This window comes from Brumimicrobium oceani (assembly GCF_003143775.1).
Lineage (GTDB): Bacteria > Bacteroidota > Bacteroidia > Flavobacteriales_D > Crocinitomicaceae > Brumimicrobium > Brumimicrobium oceani.
On sequence record NZ_QFRJ01000022.1, the window covers coordinates 1 to 15,018 of the forward strand.

Below are 15,018 nucleotides of genomic sequence, written 5' to 3' on the forward strand. Positions count from 1 at the left end.
CTGTATTTTTGATACTCATAATTGGGTGTGCTAAAAGTGTATGTTTTTTATGTTTAAGCACTTTAAAAATAACACTTTGCACCCTTTTATCCTATCTTTCTATGAATTTTTCGGGTTAAGCGGAAGGGTTTTACAAGCGTTCATGTTTTTTTATTTCAATATTGCGAAGGCATACATGTTGGTTATACTCGACAAGGAGCTTATGGAGGCTTATTTGATGGCGTATGCAATGGTACTAATGTTTGTGTTTTTTATTCTAATATTAAGGCTAATCGAACTGATTTCTTACTATAGTGACCCTAATTTAGAATTGCATAGAGAGAAGGATTTATTTGATTTGAAATTTGATATCATATACGCTATTCTTTGTGGCTTAATGGTGAATGAAATAGTAACGAATGCCATTAAGTATCCATTTGTAGGATCAAAAGAAGGAGTAATAAGTTTGGGGGTGAGCCATGATGACCACAATGTATGTTTATATATTGGTGATGATGGGATTGGTTTGCTTAATGAATTTGATATTAGTGAAGCTAAATCTTTGGGCTTGCAATTGGTTCATGACTTGCTAGAGCAATTAAACGGAGATTTAAAAATTGATTCAATGGAAGGGACTCACTTTAGGATAGTTTTTCCTTAATTAACAAAAGCGAAAAATCAGAATATGCGTCGAGGCAATTATAAAGCTCCTTTGTTAACATCTTCTTGATAGCATTCAAACGCTATTTTCGCGCTGTTTAGTGCTAAAGGTATTCCTCCTCCAGGATGTACGGTTACACCTGTAAAATACAATCCATTTATAGTTTTACTAAAGTTAGGATGACGGTAGAAGGCGGCATATTTGTTGTTGGATGCATTCCCATAAATAGACCCCTTGGCACCTGAGTATTTTTCTTCAATAAAAACAGGGTCCATAACGAACTCTTCTTCTATTAAAGGTTCTAATTCTCTGTTTAAATGCTTACTCAGCTTTGAAAGCATGTAGGTTTTCGTCTGTTGAACCAATTTCTTCCAGTCTTGACCTTCATTAATTGGAGTATTCACCATAACAAACCAATTTTCTTTGCCTTTAGGAGCATCTTCTTTCTTTTGCTTTGAAGTGATGTGAAGATATATTGAAGGGTCGCTACTTAGTGTTTTACTTTCAAAAATCTGTTTGAATTCGTCTTTATAATCCGAAGAGAAAAACATATTATGGACATCAAGTTCCGGAAAAGAGCCATTCATTCCCCAATAAAACACAATAGCAGAGGAAGATCGTTCTTGATTGAGTGTTTTTTGTGGTTTTTCAATGCTTTTAGAAAGGAGTTTTTTATAAGTATAGGTTACATCCATGTTGGAAATCACTACATCGAAATCTTCTGTGCGATGATCTGTAATTATTCCCGTAATTCGATTCTCTTTTGTTTTTATGGAGTTCACCTTTTCATTAAAATAAAAGTTTGCTCCTTGGTCTTTTGCTAACTCATACAAGGAGCAGGCTATCTGCACCATTCCGTTTTTTGGGAGGAAAACGCCTTCATTTAACTCTAGGTGCTGAATCATGTTCAACATTGCTGGAGATTTAAATGGACTGGAGCCATTATAGGTAGCATATCTGTTGAACAATTGAATGGTCTTCTCATTTTTGAATGTAGAAGAATTTTCCTGATCCATTGTAGAGTTCAACTTATATTTGGGTAATCTCTTTAAGGCCTTGAATAAATCCTTTGTGAAGAGGTGTTTAAACCTGTGTAAAGACTTTTCTATAAAAAGGGGCGCAATGCGTTCATAATTATTTTTGGCTTTTAGAAGGTATTGCTTAACTACTCTTCTATTTTCTCCTAATTCATTTTCAAAAACGTCGAGCATTGCCTTTGGGTCTGCTGGTAAGGAGTAGCGAGTACCATCATTAAAGAAGTAGTTGAAGGTGTTATCTAATTTCTGATATTGAAATTCGGAAAAATCTTTTCCGCAAAGTTGATAAAGGTCTTTGATGTATTTTGGAGCTGTGAATACAGATGGGCCCATATCCCAGCGAAACTCTCCCAAGGAAAGATTGTTAATCTTCCCTCCGGGATGTGAATTCGCTTCGAATATACTTACTTGATGACCAGCATTAGCAAATCTAATTGCACTTGCAAGACCACCAACTCCAGCTCCTATTATTGCAATTTTAGCCACGATTTATAACTTTATTTACCGTGACACTGTTTGTATTTCTTACCGCTTCCGCAAGGACAAGGATCGTTTCTTCCTGGACTTTTTTCTGCTACAGCAGGTTGTTGTTTTGGTGCGCTTTGTTGTTGAGAATTAGCCATCGCTTGATCATATCCTTGACTTCCTTCAAATTGCTGAGTGGTGTTGCTTGCTTGCGCCTGAGTGTTCTCATTTACTTGGGCTTGGGCGTAATTGTCACTTTGTTTAGCAGCATTGTTTTGCACTGAAGCAGGTTGTTGTTGTATTGGTATTTCACCTTTCACTAAGAATTCAACAGTATCCTGATTTAAACGGTCAATCATATCCTTGAAAAGGTTGAATGACTCTAATTTATACACTAAAAGTGGATCTTTTTGCTCATGACGTGCTTGCTGAACAGATTGTTTTAGATCATCCATTTCGCGCAAGTGTTCTTTCCATTCATTGTCAATAAGTCCTAAAACAATAGCTTTCTCAAACTGACGGATAATAGATTTACCTTCAGTATCATTCGCTTCCTTTATCGTTGTTGAAACTTCAATTCCTCTTTTTCCATCTGTAATTGGAACACGGATATGACGCTCCCAGTTTTCGTTATTCTCATAATGTGGTTTTACATTTTCGAATACCAAGTGTGCTATCTTTTTATTTTTGGTGTCATAACGGTCTAATGCAGCATTGTAAACGGCATTAATCGTATCTATTTGATTTTGACTAGAGAACTGTTCTGCTTTAATTGGAGACTGGATCCCAACAACACGCATTAGCTCTAATTCGAAATCTTGGAAGTCATCTTTTCCGTTATACTTGCTTACGATATATTCAATTGTATCATAATACATGTTTGCAATATCTAGGTCTAAACGATCTCCATATAAAGCATTTTTACGTTTTCTATACACCGCTTTACGCTGCGCATTCATTACGTCATCGTACTCCAGCAAATGTTTACGGTTACCGAAATTGTTCTCTTCTACTTTTTTCTGAGCTCGCTCAATTGATTTAGAAATCATTCTGTGTTGAATCACTTCTCCTTCTTTGAGTCCCATTCGGTCCATTAATTTTGCAATACGTTCAGAACCAAACTTACGCATCAAATCATCTTCCAATGAAACGAAGAATTGAGAAGATCCTGGATCTCCTTGACGACCAGCACGTCCACGAAGTTGTCTGTCAACACGACGAGAGTCATGTCGTTCTGTACCAACAATCGCTAGACCTCCAGCTTCTTTAACACCCTCGCGGAGTTTAATATCTGTTCCACGACCCGCCATATTCGTGGCTATCGTAACAGTTCCTTTTGTTCCCGCCTCAGCTACTATTTCAGATTCTTTTTGGTGTTGTTTCGCATTTAATACATTGTGTTTAATGCCTTTCATTTGTAACATTCTACTCAATAGCTCCGAGATTTCAACCGTGGTTGTACCAACCAAAACAGGTCTATCTTCTGCCACAAGCCTTTCCACTTCCTGAATAACTGCTTGGTATTTTTCGCGTCCTGTCTTGTAAACCATGTCTTCAAGATCTTTACGAGCTAAGGGTCTGTTTGTTGGAATTACAACAACATCTAATTCGTAAATATCCCAGAATTCTTTCGCTTCAGTTTCGGCTGTACCTGTCATCCCTGAAAGTTTATGGTACATCCTAAAGTAGTTTTGAAGAGAAACGCTTGCATAAGTTTGAGTCGCTGCTTCAACTTTCACGTTCTCTTTGGCTTCAATTGCTTGGTGGAGTCCGTCAGAATAACGGCGCCCCTCCATAATACGTCCTGTAGATTCATCAACAATTTTCACCTTGTCATCTGCAATTACGTACTCTACCTCCTTCTCAAATAAGGTGTAGGCTTTTAACAATTGGTTAATACTGTGAATACGTTCAGATTTTACAGAATAGTCACGGATTAATTCATTCTTTTTTTCTTCTAAAACATCTTCGGCTAACTCTGCGTTTTCTAGTTTAGCCAGTTCCATACCGATATCTGGCATGATATAGAAGTTAGGATCGTTTGTTCCTGACATCAAATCAATACCTTTATCTGTAAGGTCAATGGTGTTGTTTTTTTCATCAATAACGAAGAATAATTCATTGTCAATGATTGGCATTTGCTTATTTTGCTCTGCCATGTAAAAGTTTTCCGTTTTCTGTAGATGAGCTTTTACTCCTGGTTCAGATAAAAACTTAATTAATGCTTTGTTTTTTGGAAGACCACGATAAGCACGAAGAAGCTTTTGCCCACCTTCGTCCAATAATCTTCTTTGTTCTTTTTTGTCTTCTGTTGGTTGATTGATGACTGCTAAATCCTTCTTTGCTTCAGCTAGTACTTTGTTAATGAATGCTCTTTGAGCGCTCACTACTTTTTCAATCAATGGTTTTAATGCAACATACTCTTGCTGGTCACCTTTAGGGGTAGGACCAGAAATAATTAGAGGTGTTCTTGCATCATCAATTAATACTGAATCGACTTCATCAATAATTGCATAGTGGTGCTTTCGTTGAACAAGACTTTCGATGTCACTTGACATGTTGTCACGCAAGTAGTCAAAACCAAATTCATTGTTTGTCCCAAAAGTAATATCAGCTTTGTATGCCTCTCTTCTAGATTCTGAATTGGGTTTATGCTTGTCAATACAGTCAACAGATAATCCGTGGAATTGATAAAGTGGCCCCATCCATTCGCTATCACGACGAGACAGGTAATCATTAACAGTTACTAAATGAACTCCTTTTCCTGCGATTGCGTTCAAATAAACAGGGAGGGTTGCAACTAAAGTTTTTCCCTCTCCGGTTTGCATCTCTGCAATGTTCCCCCCATGTAATACAGCACCACCCATGATTTGCACATCATAGTGAACCATGTTCCACTCAACATCTGTTCCAGCAGCGGTCCATTTATTTTTCCAAATGGCTTTATCTCCTTCTATTACTAAACCGTCGTGGGTTTTTGCCATCTCTCGGTCATAGTCTGTAGCGGTCACCACAATTTGTTTGTTTTCAGCCCAACGACGAGAGGTTTCTTTAATAGTTGCAAAAGCTTCAGGCATGAGTTCTTCGAGAATAAGCTCTATTTGGTCATCAACATCAGAGGTTAGCTTATCTATTTTTTCAAATATATTTTCTTTGTCTAAAACAACTGTGTCTGGATGGTTGGCTTGGTCTTCTAGGTCTTGAATTTCTTTTTCAAGTGACGCTGTTCCTTCTTTAATTTTATCCTGAAATGCTTTTGTTCTTGCTCTCAGCTCATCATCACTGATGTTTTGAATTGAAGCATATATCTCATTGACTTTATCTATGATTGGCTGAAATGTTTTTCGGTCTTTTACCGATTTGTCGCCAAGTAATTTCTTTAATAGTCCTCCTATCATTTTAGTGCTGTTATTTAGACCCCAAAAATAAGCTAATTACTTTAAATTGGGGCGTTGTATTTTTATTAAATTGAGGTAATCATAAATTATTCCACGAGTGAATAACTGACAATGTGACGTAAAGTTAGCTTGCAAAAAAAAGCCCCAAAGGTAATTTGGGGCTTTTGACGTATGTTTTTTTAATATTCGTCTTCGTTAAAAAAGAAATCCTCCTTTGAAGGATAGTCGGGCCAAATATCTTCGATGTTTTCGTAAATTTCACCTTCATCTTCGATGTCTTGCAGGTTTTCAACCACCTCAAGCGGGGCTCCATTACGAATTGCAAAGTCGATTAATTCGTCTTTAGCCGCTGGCCAAGGTGCATCTTCTAGGTAGGAAGCTAATTCTAATGTCCAATACATAATATGTTTATTTTTATCTTGTTAGTCAAATCTTGTAATCAGAGCGCAAAAGTAAATTTATTTTTTGAAAAACCAAATTTAATATCGGTATTCAAAATTATAAAGCTTTATAACTGCTTAAACTCTTGGTTTCCATTGAATTTCTTCAATCTCTAGATCATTTGCTATTTTTCTCGATAGTACAAACAAATAATCACTTAACCTGTTCAGGTATTTCATGGCAAATTTATACTGTTCGCTGTTGTCATTTAATCCTACGGTCAACCGCTCAGCCCTTCTGCAAACACATCTGGCTATGTGACAATGCGATAATATTTTCTTTCCACCTGGTAAAACGAAGTGACGCATTGGGGGCAGAGATTCATTCATTTCATCAATAGAGGTCTCCAAGAATGATATGTCAGATTCCAGTATTAAAGGTAACTTCATTTTGGTGCCATCTGGTTGTGTTGCTAAAAGCGAACCTATTGTGAAAAGCCTGTCTTGTACTTCAATTAATTGATTGAATTGATCTTTTCCTATTTCCTCATGATCTCGTACGAGTCCAATCCACGAGTTTAACTCATCAACTGTTCCGTAGCTATCTATTCTTAAATCGTTTTTTGAAACGCGCTTTCCACCAATTAAGGAGGTTTGACCTTCATCTCCGGTTTTAGTATATATTTTCATGTTTTATTTTTATCGTTTAATATTTGAAAATTGAATATAATTAAAATCCCATTCAATTTGCAATTGTATAAGCATAAATACAGAGAAATTGTTTTAAAGTTTATAATAAAAACTTTTATTGGTCAATTCTGAATGAGTAATTGATTTTAATTTGATAGCTTCTCAGATTAGATGATTAAGAAGCTTTAGCGTGGTTTTTTTATCATAATGTACTTAAAACTAATGAAATACTCTCAAAGTTTTTACAGTTTAGTATACTCGGTTCTGAATTTTGTGTGATAGGAATCACATCAGCTTCATTTTGATTGTCTGCTGTTAGCTTTTAGTTGCTTCTATGATTTTGGGTCAAGAGCGTTGGGGGATTTAAAGCAGCAGGTAAGGAGGGGGATACAAATAAAGTTGTGTGAATATCGTTAATCTAAAGTTGCTGAAGTAAAAAAAATCCCAAACATCACTGTTTGGGATTTAGTATTTGTTTTGGGGTTTAGGAAGTTATGCTCCTAAAACTCCTCTTGAAATAACAATTTTCTGAATTTCAGAAGTTCCTTCGTAGATTTGGGTGATTTTTGCATCACGCATTAATCTCTCTACATGGTATTCTTTTACGAAACCATATCCTCCATGTATTTGAACTGCTTCTACGGTTTGTTCCATTGCCACAGTCGAAGCGTAAAGTTTTGCCATTGCTCCAGATTGGTCGTAATTGTGACCATTGTCTTTTTCCCAAGCTGCTTTGTGAACTAACAATCTAGCTGTTTCAACAGCTGTTGCCATATCTGCAATTTTAAACGCAATTGCTTGATGCTTGTAGATTTCTTTTCCAAATGCTTTACGTTCTTTCGAGTATGCAACAGCAAGGTCCATTCCCCCAGCAGCAATTCCAAGTGCTTGAGCGGCAATCCCAATTCTACCTCCTGAAAGTGTTTTCATCGCGAACTTAAATCCAAAACCGTCTTCGCCAATTCTGTTTTCTTTTGGAACTTTTACGTCTGTGAATAGTAGTGTATGTGTATCGCTTCCACGAATTCCTAATTTATCTTCCTTAGCACCAACTTCGAAACCTTCCATTCCACGCTCCACAATAAAAGCATTGATTCCCCTGTGACCTTTGTCCACGTCAGTTTGTGCGATTACAATGTATGTAGAGGCTGAAGATCCATTAGTGATCCAGTTTTTTGTACCATTTAAAAGGTAATGATCTCCTTTGTCAATTGCAGTTGTGCGTTGTGAAGTGGCATCAGAACCTGCTTCTGGCTCAGAAAGACAAAAAGCTCCAATTTTTTCACCTGATGCAAGTGGAACTAAATATTTTTGCTTTTGCTCTTCATTTCCATATGTTTCTAGTCCCCAGCAAACAAGCGAGTTGTTTACAGACATACAAACAGAAACCGAAGCATCAACTTTAGAGATTTCTTCCATCGCCAATACGTACGAAATGGTATCCATTCCGCCACCACCGTACTTCGGGTCAACCATCATTCCCATAAAACCGAGTTCACCAAGCTGTTTAATCTCGTCTTTCGGGAATCTCTGCTCATTGTCACGAGCAATAACACCTTCTTTTAATACATTTTGTGCAAAATCTCTAGCGGCATCACGCACTGCTAATTGTTCTTCTGATAATTCGAAATTCATACCTATTATTTGTTTTGTGATGATATAAACGCACGGAATATTTGAGTATTATTGCTCTGTCTATATCAACGATATCTAAAAATATTTACTTATAATTGATGCGGTAAAATTAGCTTAATTATTCAAATTTCACACTATAAAGTGTAATAGAAATGAAAAGTTTTCGTGTAATAGGTTTGATGTCAGGAACTTCTTTGGATGGCTTAGATGTTGCGGATGTAACTTTCAGTTTAAATGATTCGAATCAATGGAGGTTCAAGTTGAATAATGCAGTAGTTTATCCATTTGGCGATGAACTCTACGCTAGATTAAAAAAAGCATTTCATCTCCCAGCGCATGAATTAGCCGAGTTAAGTTCAGTTTTAGGTGTCTTTTATGCAGATAAGGTGATGCAATTCTTAAAAGAGTTTGAATTAAAGGATGCTCAAATTGATTTCATCGCAAGCCATGGACAAACTATTTTTCATCAACCTGATAAAGGCTTTACTTTGCAAATTGGAAACGGTCCAGAACTGGCTATACATTCAAACATTCCAACCGTGGTTGACTTTAGAACCAAGGATGTTGCACTCGGTGGAAATGGAGCTCCATTGATTCCTGTAGCAGATCACCTTTTGTTTCCTGATTATGCGGATACCTTCCTTAATTTGGGAGGTTTTAGTAATTTTTCATTTAAACAAAATGGAAAAGTTATGTCATATGATATTTGTCCGGTAAATATTATGGCCAATGAACTGGTTAGAGAAGTAGGTGAAGAGTATGATTTTGGTGGGGAATTGGGCGCTAGGGGAGTGATTAATCATGAATTGCTTTGCAAATTAAACGCGCTAAATTTTTACCAGCAAAAAGGGCCAAAATCTTTGGGATGGGAATGGGTAGAGAAACAGATGCTACCTTTTTTTACGAATGAAGTTAGTCTTGAGGATAGATTGAGAACCTTATATGAACACATAGCGTATCAGGTGGGGACTTCGCTAAATCAGGTGAATGCTAGTGCTACTTTGGTGACAGGGGGAGGAGCAAAAAACCATTTTCTAGTGGAAAAAATTAAAGCCTACAGCAAGGGGGAGGTGATTGTGCCAAACATGGATTTAATAGACTTTAAAGAAGCGATAGGCTTTGCTTTTTTAGGGCTATTAAGATGGCAAAATAAAGTGAATATTTGGTCTTCTGTAACAGGTTCAAAAAGAGACTCTTCATCAGGAATTGTCATTCGACCGTGAATAAAGTAATAAGGTATGAAGTTTTGAATGGAATTGTTTTTTACTTTTGTCCGAAATTAGACAGCGTTCACCTTAAAATGAAATTATTTGATTTAGTTTTTTGAAACATTTTTTAGCATTAAGAATTGTTTTTTGAAATATTGAAATGACTGAATTCTTTAGGTTGAGCTTGATTGGAGTCTAAAGTGAGTTAATACACAACTAAAAAATGAAAGAAAATCCTTCGATTGGTATCGAATTGACCTATTTGATATGGGAGTAAACACTGTTTGTTATGGAGCTATTTATTGTTTTTGTTTTTATTCTCGGGTATTTAGGAATTACCTTAGAGCACAGTCTTAAAGTAGATAAACTTGTGCCTTCTTTATTAATGATGGCTTTTGCCTGGGCGGGAGTGTCTATTGGTTTAGATGATTTTACCACGTGGTTTGATTCAGCGGGTCATCAGCTTTTAGATATTACAGGTATGGCAAGCGCAGAAAGGGGGCATTTGATGGAAGAGACACTGCTGCACCATTTTGGGAAAACATCAGAAATTTTAATTTTTCTAATTGGGGCAATGACCATTGTAGAAATTATTGATCACTTCCATGGTTTCTCTGCAATTAAAGGATTTATAAAAACAAACAAAAAACGCACACTACTTTGGATTGTTGCGTTTTTAGCTTTTGTACTCTCCGCAATTATTGATAATCTAACGGCTACAATTGTGCTGATTACAATTTTGAGGAAATTACTAAGTAAACCTGAAGATAGAGTTTGGTTTGCTGGTCTTATTGTGATTTGCGCAAATGCTGGAGGGGCTTGGTCACCTATTGGAGATGTAACAACAACTATGCTTTGGATGGGGAATAAAGTGACTGCAATTAAACTCATGGAATATCTTTTAATTCCATCTTTGATTTGTATGATTATTCCAACTTTGATTGCTAGTTTTATGAAGCCTTTTAAAGGTAATTTTGAATTGCCTGAAGAGGAGGTTAATGTGAATTCTAAAGCATCTTTGATGCTCTACTTGGGGCTGGCCATGATTGTTTTTGTTCCAATATTTAAAACTATATTTCACTTACCGCCTTATATTGGAATGATGCTTTCTTTGGGCGTTGTGGCTCTATTCGCTGAAACTATAAGTGTTAGACAGTTTAAGATGGCTTATGTTGGGGTTGTTAAAAAAGATAAAAAGCAAGATTATGTTCAAGAAAAGCCTGCGGAACATCACGAAAGTCCTACCTTTAGGGCTTTAACTAAAATCGAAATGCCATCAATACTTTTCTTTTTAGGTATTTTGATGACGGTAGCAGCTTTGGAATCCTTGGGATTAGTTTTTAACTTTGGCCAATCGGTACAAAGCAGTATGCATGATGATGTTTTTGTAATGTTGTTAGGGGCAGGATCCGCGGTGATTGATAACGTTCCTTTGGTTGCTGCAAGTATGGGGATGTTCAATGCACCGATAGATGACCATATTTGGCAGTTTATCGCATATTCAGCTGGAACCGGTGGGTCTATGTTGATAATAGGTTCTGCTGCTGGTGTCGTGGCGATGGGTATGGAAAGAATTTCGTTTTTTTGGTACCTCAAAAATATGTCTTGGCTTGCATTGATAGGGTATCTTGCGGGAGCAGGATTTTATTTAATAGAAAGAGCATTGTAACAAAATTTAATTTAATTCGTTATTGAAACTATGAAAGGTTCGTTTTTACTACAGGTTGTGCAAGATTCTACAAGTGTAGGAATTGAGGAAGGGTACAAAGAGGTTGCGATATGGGAGGCTGTTTCAGATGCAGCAAGCAGCGTGATGGGGTTGATTATCCTTCTTTCTTTGGCGCTAATGTCTATTTACGCTGTTTATGTTTTTGTGGAGCGTTTACTAGCTCTTAAGAGAGCTTCCAAAAAGAATCCAAACTTCTTATCTGAGGTGAAAAGACATCTTTCTGATGGTAAAATTGATGAGGCAAAAAATTTATGTGCTCGAACAGATTCTCCTTCAGCACGAATGTTGGAAAAGGGGATTTCTCGATTGGGAAAACCAGTTGATATCGTAGCTTCGACTATTGATAACACTGGGAAATTAGAGATTTCTAGACTTGAACAAAGACTGAGCTTTTTGGCAACTGCTGCAGGAGCGGCGCCGATGATTGGTTTCTTAGGTACAACTATTGGTATGGTTCAAGTTTTTAATGATATGAAAAACCTTGACTCATTAGATTTGGGAACAATTGCTCCTGGGATTATGACTGCTATGATTACAACAGTTGCAGGATTAATTGTTGGTATTATCGCATTTATGGGGTATAATTACTTAGTTACGCAAATATCTAAAGTCGTTTACAGAATGGAAAACGATGCTATGGAATTTATGGATATCTTACATACACCTTCAAAGTAAGTCATTGAATTATGGGATTTGGTACGCAGAATAAAATAAAAATAGAGGGTGGAATGGCTTCCATGACCGACTTGGTATTCTTATTGCTTGTGTTTTTTATCATAATGAGCACAATGTCAGAAAAGAATACCCCTGTTGAGTTGCCGCAGCCTACTGAAAAGTTGGACACTTCTATGGAGAATACCACCACCACTGTCGTAATCACCGAGAATGATTTGTACCAGATAATGCTGAGTGATGCGAGTGACTCAGATAACCCTTTTGGTGTTAAAACGGATGGAGTGAGTTATGACGAAATACGCGACTTTCTTATACTAGAAGTTGAAAAAACACCTGAAATGAAAGTGAAAATCGCTGGAGCAAGAAAAGCAAGCTATGAAGCCGTTTTTCAAATATTAGCATTATCAAAAACAAAAGGTTGGAAGCCTGTTTTAGCATACGATTAACATAGAGAATGAACAATGGCACAAGTACCTATAGTAAGAGTAGAGGATAATCGGAAAGGAATTATAGCAGCTATTGCCTTCCTTTTTGTTACTTTGTTTCTACTTTTCTTTATCACGTACAGCGAGCCTGATCCACCCAAGGTAACGGTTCCAATTCCAATTGTAATGGGGGAGAGTGGAATTGATAATTTTGAAATACATAATGGTGGGGGTGGAGCGCCGAGCGAAACTGTGAATGAAACTCCAGCCACGGAAAATCCAAAAGAACAACCCGTTCAGGATGAGTCACCAGTAAAAGTTGTTACAGGTACAGGGAGTTCAAATAGTAATACAGCAGCATCAGAACCTGCTGAAGCAGCAAATCCTTTTTCTGGAAATGGTTCTGGTGGTTCAGGAACAAGTGGTTCAGGAACAGGGTTTGGTTCAGATACAGGTCCGGGAAGCGGCAGTGGAGAGCCAGGTACAGGCGCTGCTGGTGATAGGGTGCGAATTACAAATATTCGTTCAAAACCAAAAACTCCCAACGATGAGATATGTACTATTGCGCTTAAGCTAACAGTAAACTCTCAAGGTTCTGTAATGAGGGTGGATGTAATCCGGAATGGAACTACAGCAACAAATCAGCGGTTGATAGACGAAGTTATTGGCTTAGCTAAAAAAGAAGTGCGCTATAAGGAGAAGCCAGGCGCTAGAGATGAAATTACGTTCTATACTGTTACAGTTCAACCAGGTTAAAAATGGCATCTTCATACAAAGAAAAGGTAAATTGGCTATTTCATCAATTCCCTGTTTTTCAAAAGGTAGGGGCATCCGCCTATAAGCCAACGTTAGAAAACACCTTGTCCCTTATTCGGTTTTTTAATGTACCTATAAATGATATGAGCTTCGTTCATGTTGCAGGTACAAATGGTAAAGGTACAACCTGTTCAATCATCGCAAGTGGATTAACGTCTGCAGGAAAAAGAACAGGATTGTTTACTTCTCCTCACATCAAAGATTTCAGGGAGCGAATTCGAATCAATGGTGTAATGATCTCACAATCCAAGGTTGTTGAGTATATTGACCGCGTTCAAAACGCAAGTTTTGATTTTTCTCCTTCTTTTTTCGAAATCACTTGGGTAATGGCTTTAGCTTACTTTTTCGAAGAGGCAGTAGATATGGTTGTTGTCGAAACAGGATTGGGGGGAAGGCTGGATGCTACTAATGTAATTAAGCCACAGTTGTCTGTGATAACTAATATTGGATTAGATCATGTTGCCATCCTTGGTGAGACAAGAGGAGATATCGCAAAGGAAAAAGCAGGAATTATTAAGAATGGGATTCCTGTACTTATAGGGGAAAGTGATGATGAAATTTCTCAAGTTTTCATCGATATAGCGGAAAGAAAAGAAGCGCCTATTCAGTTTCTGCCAATTCAATTAGGGAAAAGTACATTTGAATTAAATAAGCTTTTGGCTTATAGATCTTTGGAGGTTTTGTTGGGGGATAGTCTTGAAGTAGGAAGAGTAAAAGAATCTGCCATTACGGATTTATATAGGAATACTGGCTTGTATGGGCGAAATCAGTTATACAGCAAGGATCCCCTTATTGTCTTAGACGCAGCTCATAATGCTATGGGGGTTGAAAGGTTTATCAGAGATATTAAATCTCAATATCCTGAGAAGAGTGTTGGAGTGCTCTACGGGACATCTAATGATAAGGACTTGATGGAGATCGCAAAGTTATTTCCTTTAGAGTGGAAGTATTATTTCACTGAGTTTAATAGCTCAAGGTCATTGAAAATTGATGCTTTTAAGTCGAATGAATATATTAAACAATTAAAATGTCGGTATTTCACCAATGCAAGCAAGGCTTTTTTTAAAGCGAAAACCTTTGATTATGAAAGTGATATGTTGATAGTGTTTGGTAGTTTCTTTTTATTAGAAGAAATATTATGATATTTTTTTTCTAAACTCGACGTAGATTTAAAAATTGTACTTATATTTGCACCCGCAATGAGATTAAACGAAGTCTCATTATTTGAAATAAAAAGGGCCCTTAGCTCAGTTGGTTTAGAGCACCTGCCTTACAAGCAGGGGGTCACTGGTTCGAATCCAGTAGGGCCCACTTTACTTACCTTTTTTATTTGAATTATTGCGGATTTCTTTTTGAATCCAATTTTAAATTCGGGCCCTTAGCTCAGTTGGTTTAGAGCACCTGCCTTACAAGCAGGGGGTCACTGGTTCGAATCCAGTAGGGCCCACAATCAAAAAAAAGTCTCACAGAAATGTGAGGCTTTTTTTTGTTTTATAGATTTTTTTTTGGCTCAGGGTTTTTGAAGTTAGTATTTGTTCTTCCCGCCTAAATCTGTCCATCTCCACTTTACTTTATTTTCTATTGCGTCAAAGTCTTTATGTTGTCTTGAGAAAGTTCTGTTTGTTTTATACCTTATATATACAGTTCATACTTTTCTAAAACCACCTCGTTTTATCTCGATCCTCCCGTTCGAGTTTAAGCTCCCTACTCTACCGCGAGCTTCAAGCTCGAGGTTCTAAGTTTTTTTTAAAAAACTTTTCAAATTAAATCAAACATTTTAAGAGAGTTAAGAATTAATTTGAAAATACTTCAATAATAGTTTCCGAAAAAGCTTGGATATGGAAAAAAGCTCAGTATCTTTGCACCCCGCAAACGAGCTGGGATTTTATTTGAAAGGATGTTTAATTTTGTTTTAAGAGT

The 15,018-nt window shown here is 37.0% G+C and carries 12 protein-coding genes and 2 tRNA genes; 9 read left to right on the forward strand and 5 right to left on the reverse strand.

What is annotated here, in order from left to right:
- Positions 1-142 precede the first annotated feature (142 nt).
- A complete protein-coding gene (locus tag DIT68_RS15855; protein ID WP_158276211.1) occupies positions 143-640 on the forward strand; it encodes a sensor histidine kinase in 498 nt (165 codons plus the stop codon).
- Between the two features lie 38 nt (positions 641-678).
- On the opposite strand, the gene crtD is transcribed toward DIT68_RS15855, so the two are convergent.
- The 5 genes from crtD to DIT68_RS15880 form a co-directional block, all read right to left on the reverse strand.
- Positions 679-2,163 carry a 1-hydroxycarotenoid 3,4-desaturase CrtD gene (gene crtD / locus DIT68_RS15860; RefSeq protein ID WP_109360811.1) on the reverse strand — a complete coding sequence of 495 codons (1,485 nt, stop codon included), beginning with the start codon at positions 2,161-2,163 and terminating at the stop codon, positions 679-681.
- Between the two features lie 11 nt (positions 2,164-2,174).
- Entirely contained in the window at positions 2,175-5,540 is a 3,366-nt protein-coding gene (gene secA, locus DIT68_RS15865; RefSeq protein ID WP_109360812.1) for a preprotein translocase subunit SecA, read from the reverse strand.
- Between the two features lie 179 nt (positions 5,541-5,719).
- Positions 5,720-5,941 (reverse strand): DUF2795 domain-containing protein, encoded by a 222-nt coding sequence (locus DIT68_RS15870; protein WP_109360813.1) that lies wholly within the window; start codon positions 5,939-5,941, stop codon positions 5,720-5,722.
- A gap of 117 nt (positions 5,942-6,058) precedes the next feature.
- Positions 6,059-6,610 (reverse strand): cob(I)yrinic acid a,c-diamide adenosyltransferase, encoded by a 552-nt coding sequence (locus tag DIT68_RS15875; RefSeq protein ID WP_109360814.1) that lies wholly within the window; start codon positions 6,608-6,610, stop codon positions 6,059-6,061.
- A gap of 492 nt (positions 6,611-7,102) precedes the next feature.
- Complete coding sequence (locus DIT68_RS15880) at positions 7,103-8,245, reverse strand: acyl-CoA dehydrogenase (RefSeq protein WP_109360815.1); 1,143 nt, start codon at positions 8,243-8,245, stop codon at positions 7,103-7,105.
- 152 nt (positions 8,246-8,397) lie between these two features.
- On the opposite strand from DIT68_RS15880, the gene DIT68_RS15885 reads away from it, so the two are divergent.
- The 8 genes from DIT68_RS15885 to DIT68_RS15920 all read left to right on the forward strand — a co-directional run bounded on the left by DIT68_RS15885 (position 8,398) and on the right by DIT68_RS15920 (position 14,545).
- The gene (locus DIT68_RS15885) at positions 8,398-9,468 is read left to right on the forward strand and encodes an anhydro-N-acetylmuramic acid kinase (protein WP_109360816.1); all 1,071 of its coding nucleotides are present in this window, start codon (positions 8,398-8,400) and stop codon (positions 9,466-9,468) included.
- Between the two features lie 274 nt (positions 9,469-9,742).
- The gene (nhaD, locus tag DIT68_RS15890) at positions 9,743-11,122 is read left to right on the forward strand and encodes a sodium:proton antiporter NhaD (RefSeq protein ID WP_109360817.1); all 1,380 of its coding nucleotides are present in this window, start codon (positions 9,743-9,745) and stop codon (positions 11,120-11,122) included.
- 30 nt (positions 11,123-11,152) lie between these two features.
- Positions 11,153-11,857 (forward strand): MotA/TolQ/ExbB proton channel family protein, encoded by a 705-nt coding sequence (locus DIT68_RS15895; RefSeq protein ID WP_109360818.1) that lies wholly within the window; start codon positions 11,153-11,155, stop codon positions 11,855-11,857.
- Positions 11,858-11,868: 11 nt separating this feature from the next.
- Positions 11,869-12,303: an ExbD/TolR family protein gene (locus tag DIT68_RS15900; RefSeq protein WP_109360819.1), complete on the forward strand. Its 435-nt coding sequence runs from the start codon at positions 11,869-11,871 to the stop codon at positions 12,301-12,303.
- Positions 12,304-12,318: 15 nt separating this feature from the next.
- Positions 12,319-13,038, forward strand: a complete 720-nt coding sequence (locus DIT68_RS15905; RefSeq protein WP_109360820.1) for a hypothetical protein — start codon at positions 12,319-12,321, stop codon at positions 13,036-13,038.
- A gap of 2 nt (positions 13,039-13,040) precedes the next feature.
- The gene (locus DIT68_RS15910; protein WP_109360821.1) at positions 13,041-14,240 is read left to right on the forward strand and encodes a bifunctional folylpolyglutamate synthase/dihydrofolate synthase; all 1,200 of its coding nucleotides are present in this window, start codon (positions 13,041-13,043) and stop codon (positions 14,238-14,240) included.
- Positions 14,241-14,334: 94 nt separating this feature from the next.
- Positions 14,335-14,409: transfer RNA gene (locus tag DIT68_RS15915), tRNA-Val, on the forward strand.
- A 61-nt stretch (positions 14,410-14,470) separates the two neighbouring features.
- Positions 14,471-14,545: transfer RNA gene (locus DIT68_RS15920), tRNA-Val, on the forward strand.
- Positions 14,546-15,018 lie beyond the last annotated feature (473 nt).

Bases quoted from the DNA above. Each gene is read 5' to 3' on its own strand.
- DIT68_RS15855 (WP_158276211.1), top strand. From the start codon at position 143: ATGTTTTTTTATTTCAATATTGCGAAGGCATACATGTTGGTTATACTC.
- secA (WP_109360812.1), bottom strand. From the start codon at position 5,540: ATGATAGGAGGACTATTAAAGAAATTACTTGGCGACAAATCGGTAAAA.
- DIT68_RS15870 (WP_109360813.1), bottom strand. From the start codon at position 5,941: ATGTATTGGACATTAGAATTAGCTTCCTACCTAGAAGATGCACCTTGG.
- DIT68_RS15875 (WP_109360814.1), bottom strand. From the start codon at position 6,610: ATGAAAATATATACTAAAACCGGAGATGAAGGTCAAACCTCCTTAATT.
- DIT68_RS15880 (WP_109360815.1), bottom strand. From the start codon at position 8,245: ATGAATTTCGAATTATCAGAAGAACAATTAGCAGTGCGTGATGCCGCT.
- DIT68_RS15885 (WP_109360816.1), top strand. From the start codon at position 8,398: ATGAAAAGTTTTCGTGTAATAGGTTTGATGTCAGGAACTTCTTTGGAT.
- nhaD (WP_109360817.1), top strand. From the start codon at position 9,743: ATGGAGCTATTTATTGTTTTTGTTTTTATTCTCGGGTATTTAGGAATT.
- DIT68_RS15895 (WP_109360818.1), top strand. From the start codon at position 11,153: ATGAAAGGTTCGTTTTTACTACAGGTTGTGCAAGATTCTACAAGTGTA.
- DIT68_RS15900 (WP_109360819.1), top strand. From the start codon at position 11,869: ATGGGATTTGGTACGCAGAATAAAATAAAAATAGAGGGTGGAATGGCT.
- DIT68_RS15905 (WP_109360820.1), top strand. From the start codon at position 12,319: ATGGCACAAGTACCTATAGTAAGAGTAGAGGATAATCGGAAAGGAATT.
- DIT68_RS15910 (WP_109360821.1), top strand. From the start codon at position 13,041: ATGGCATCTTCATACAAAGAAAAGGTAAATTGGCTATTTCATCAATTC.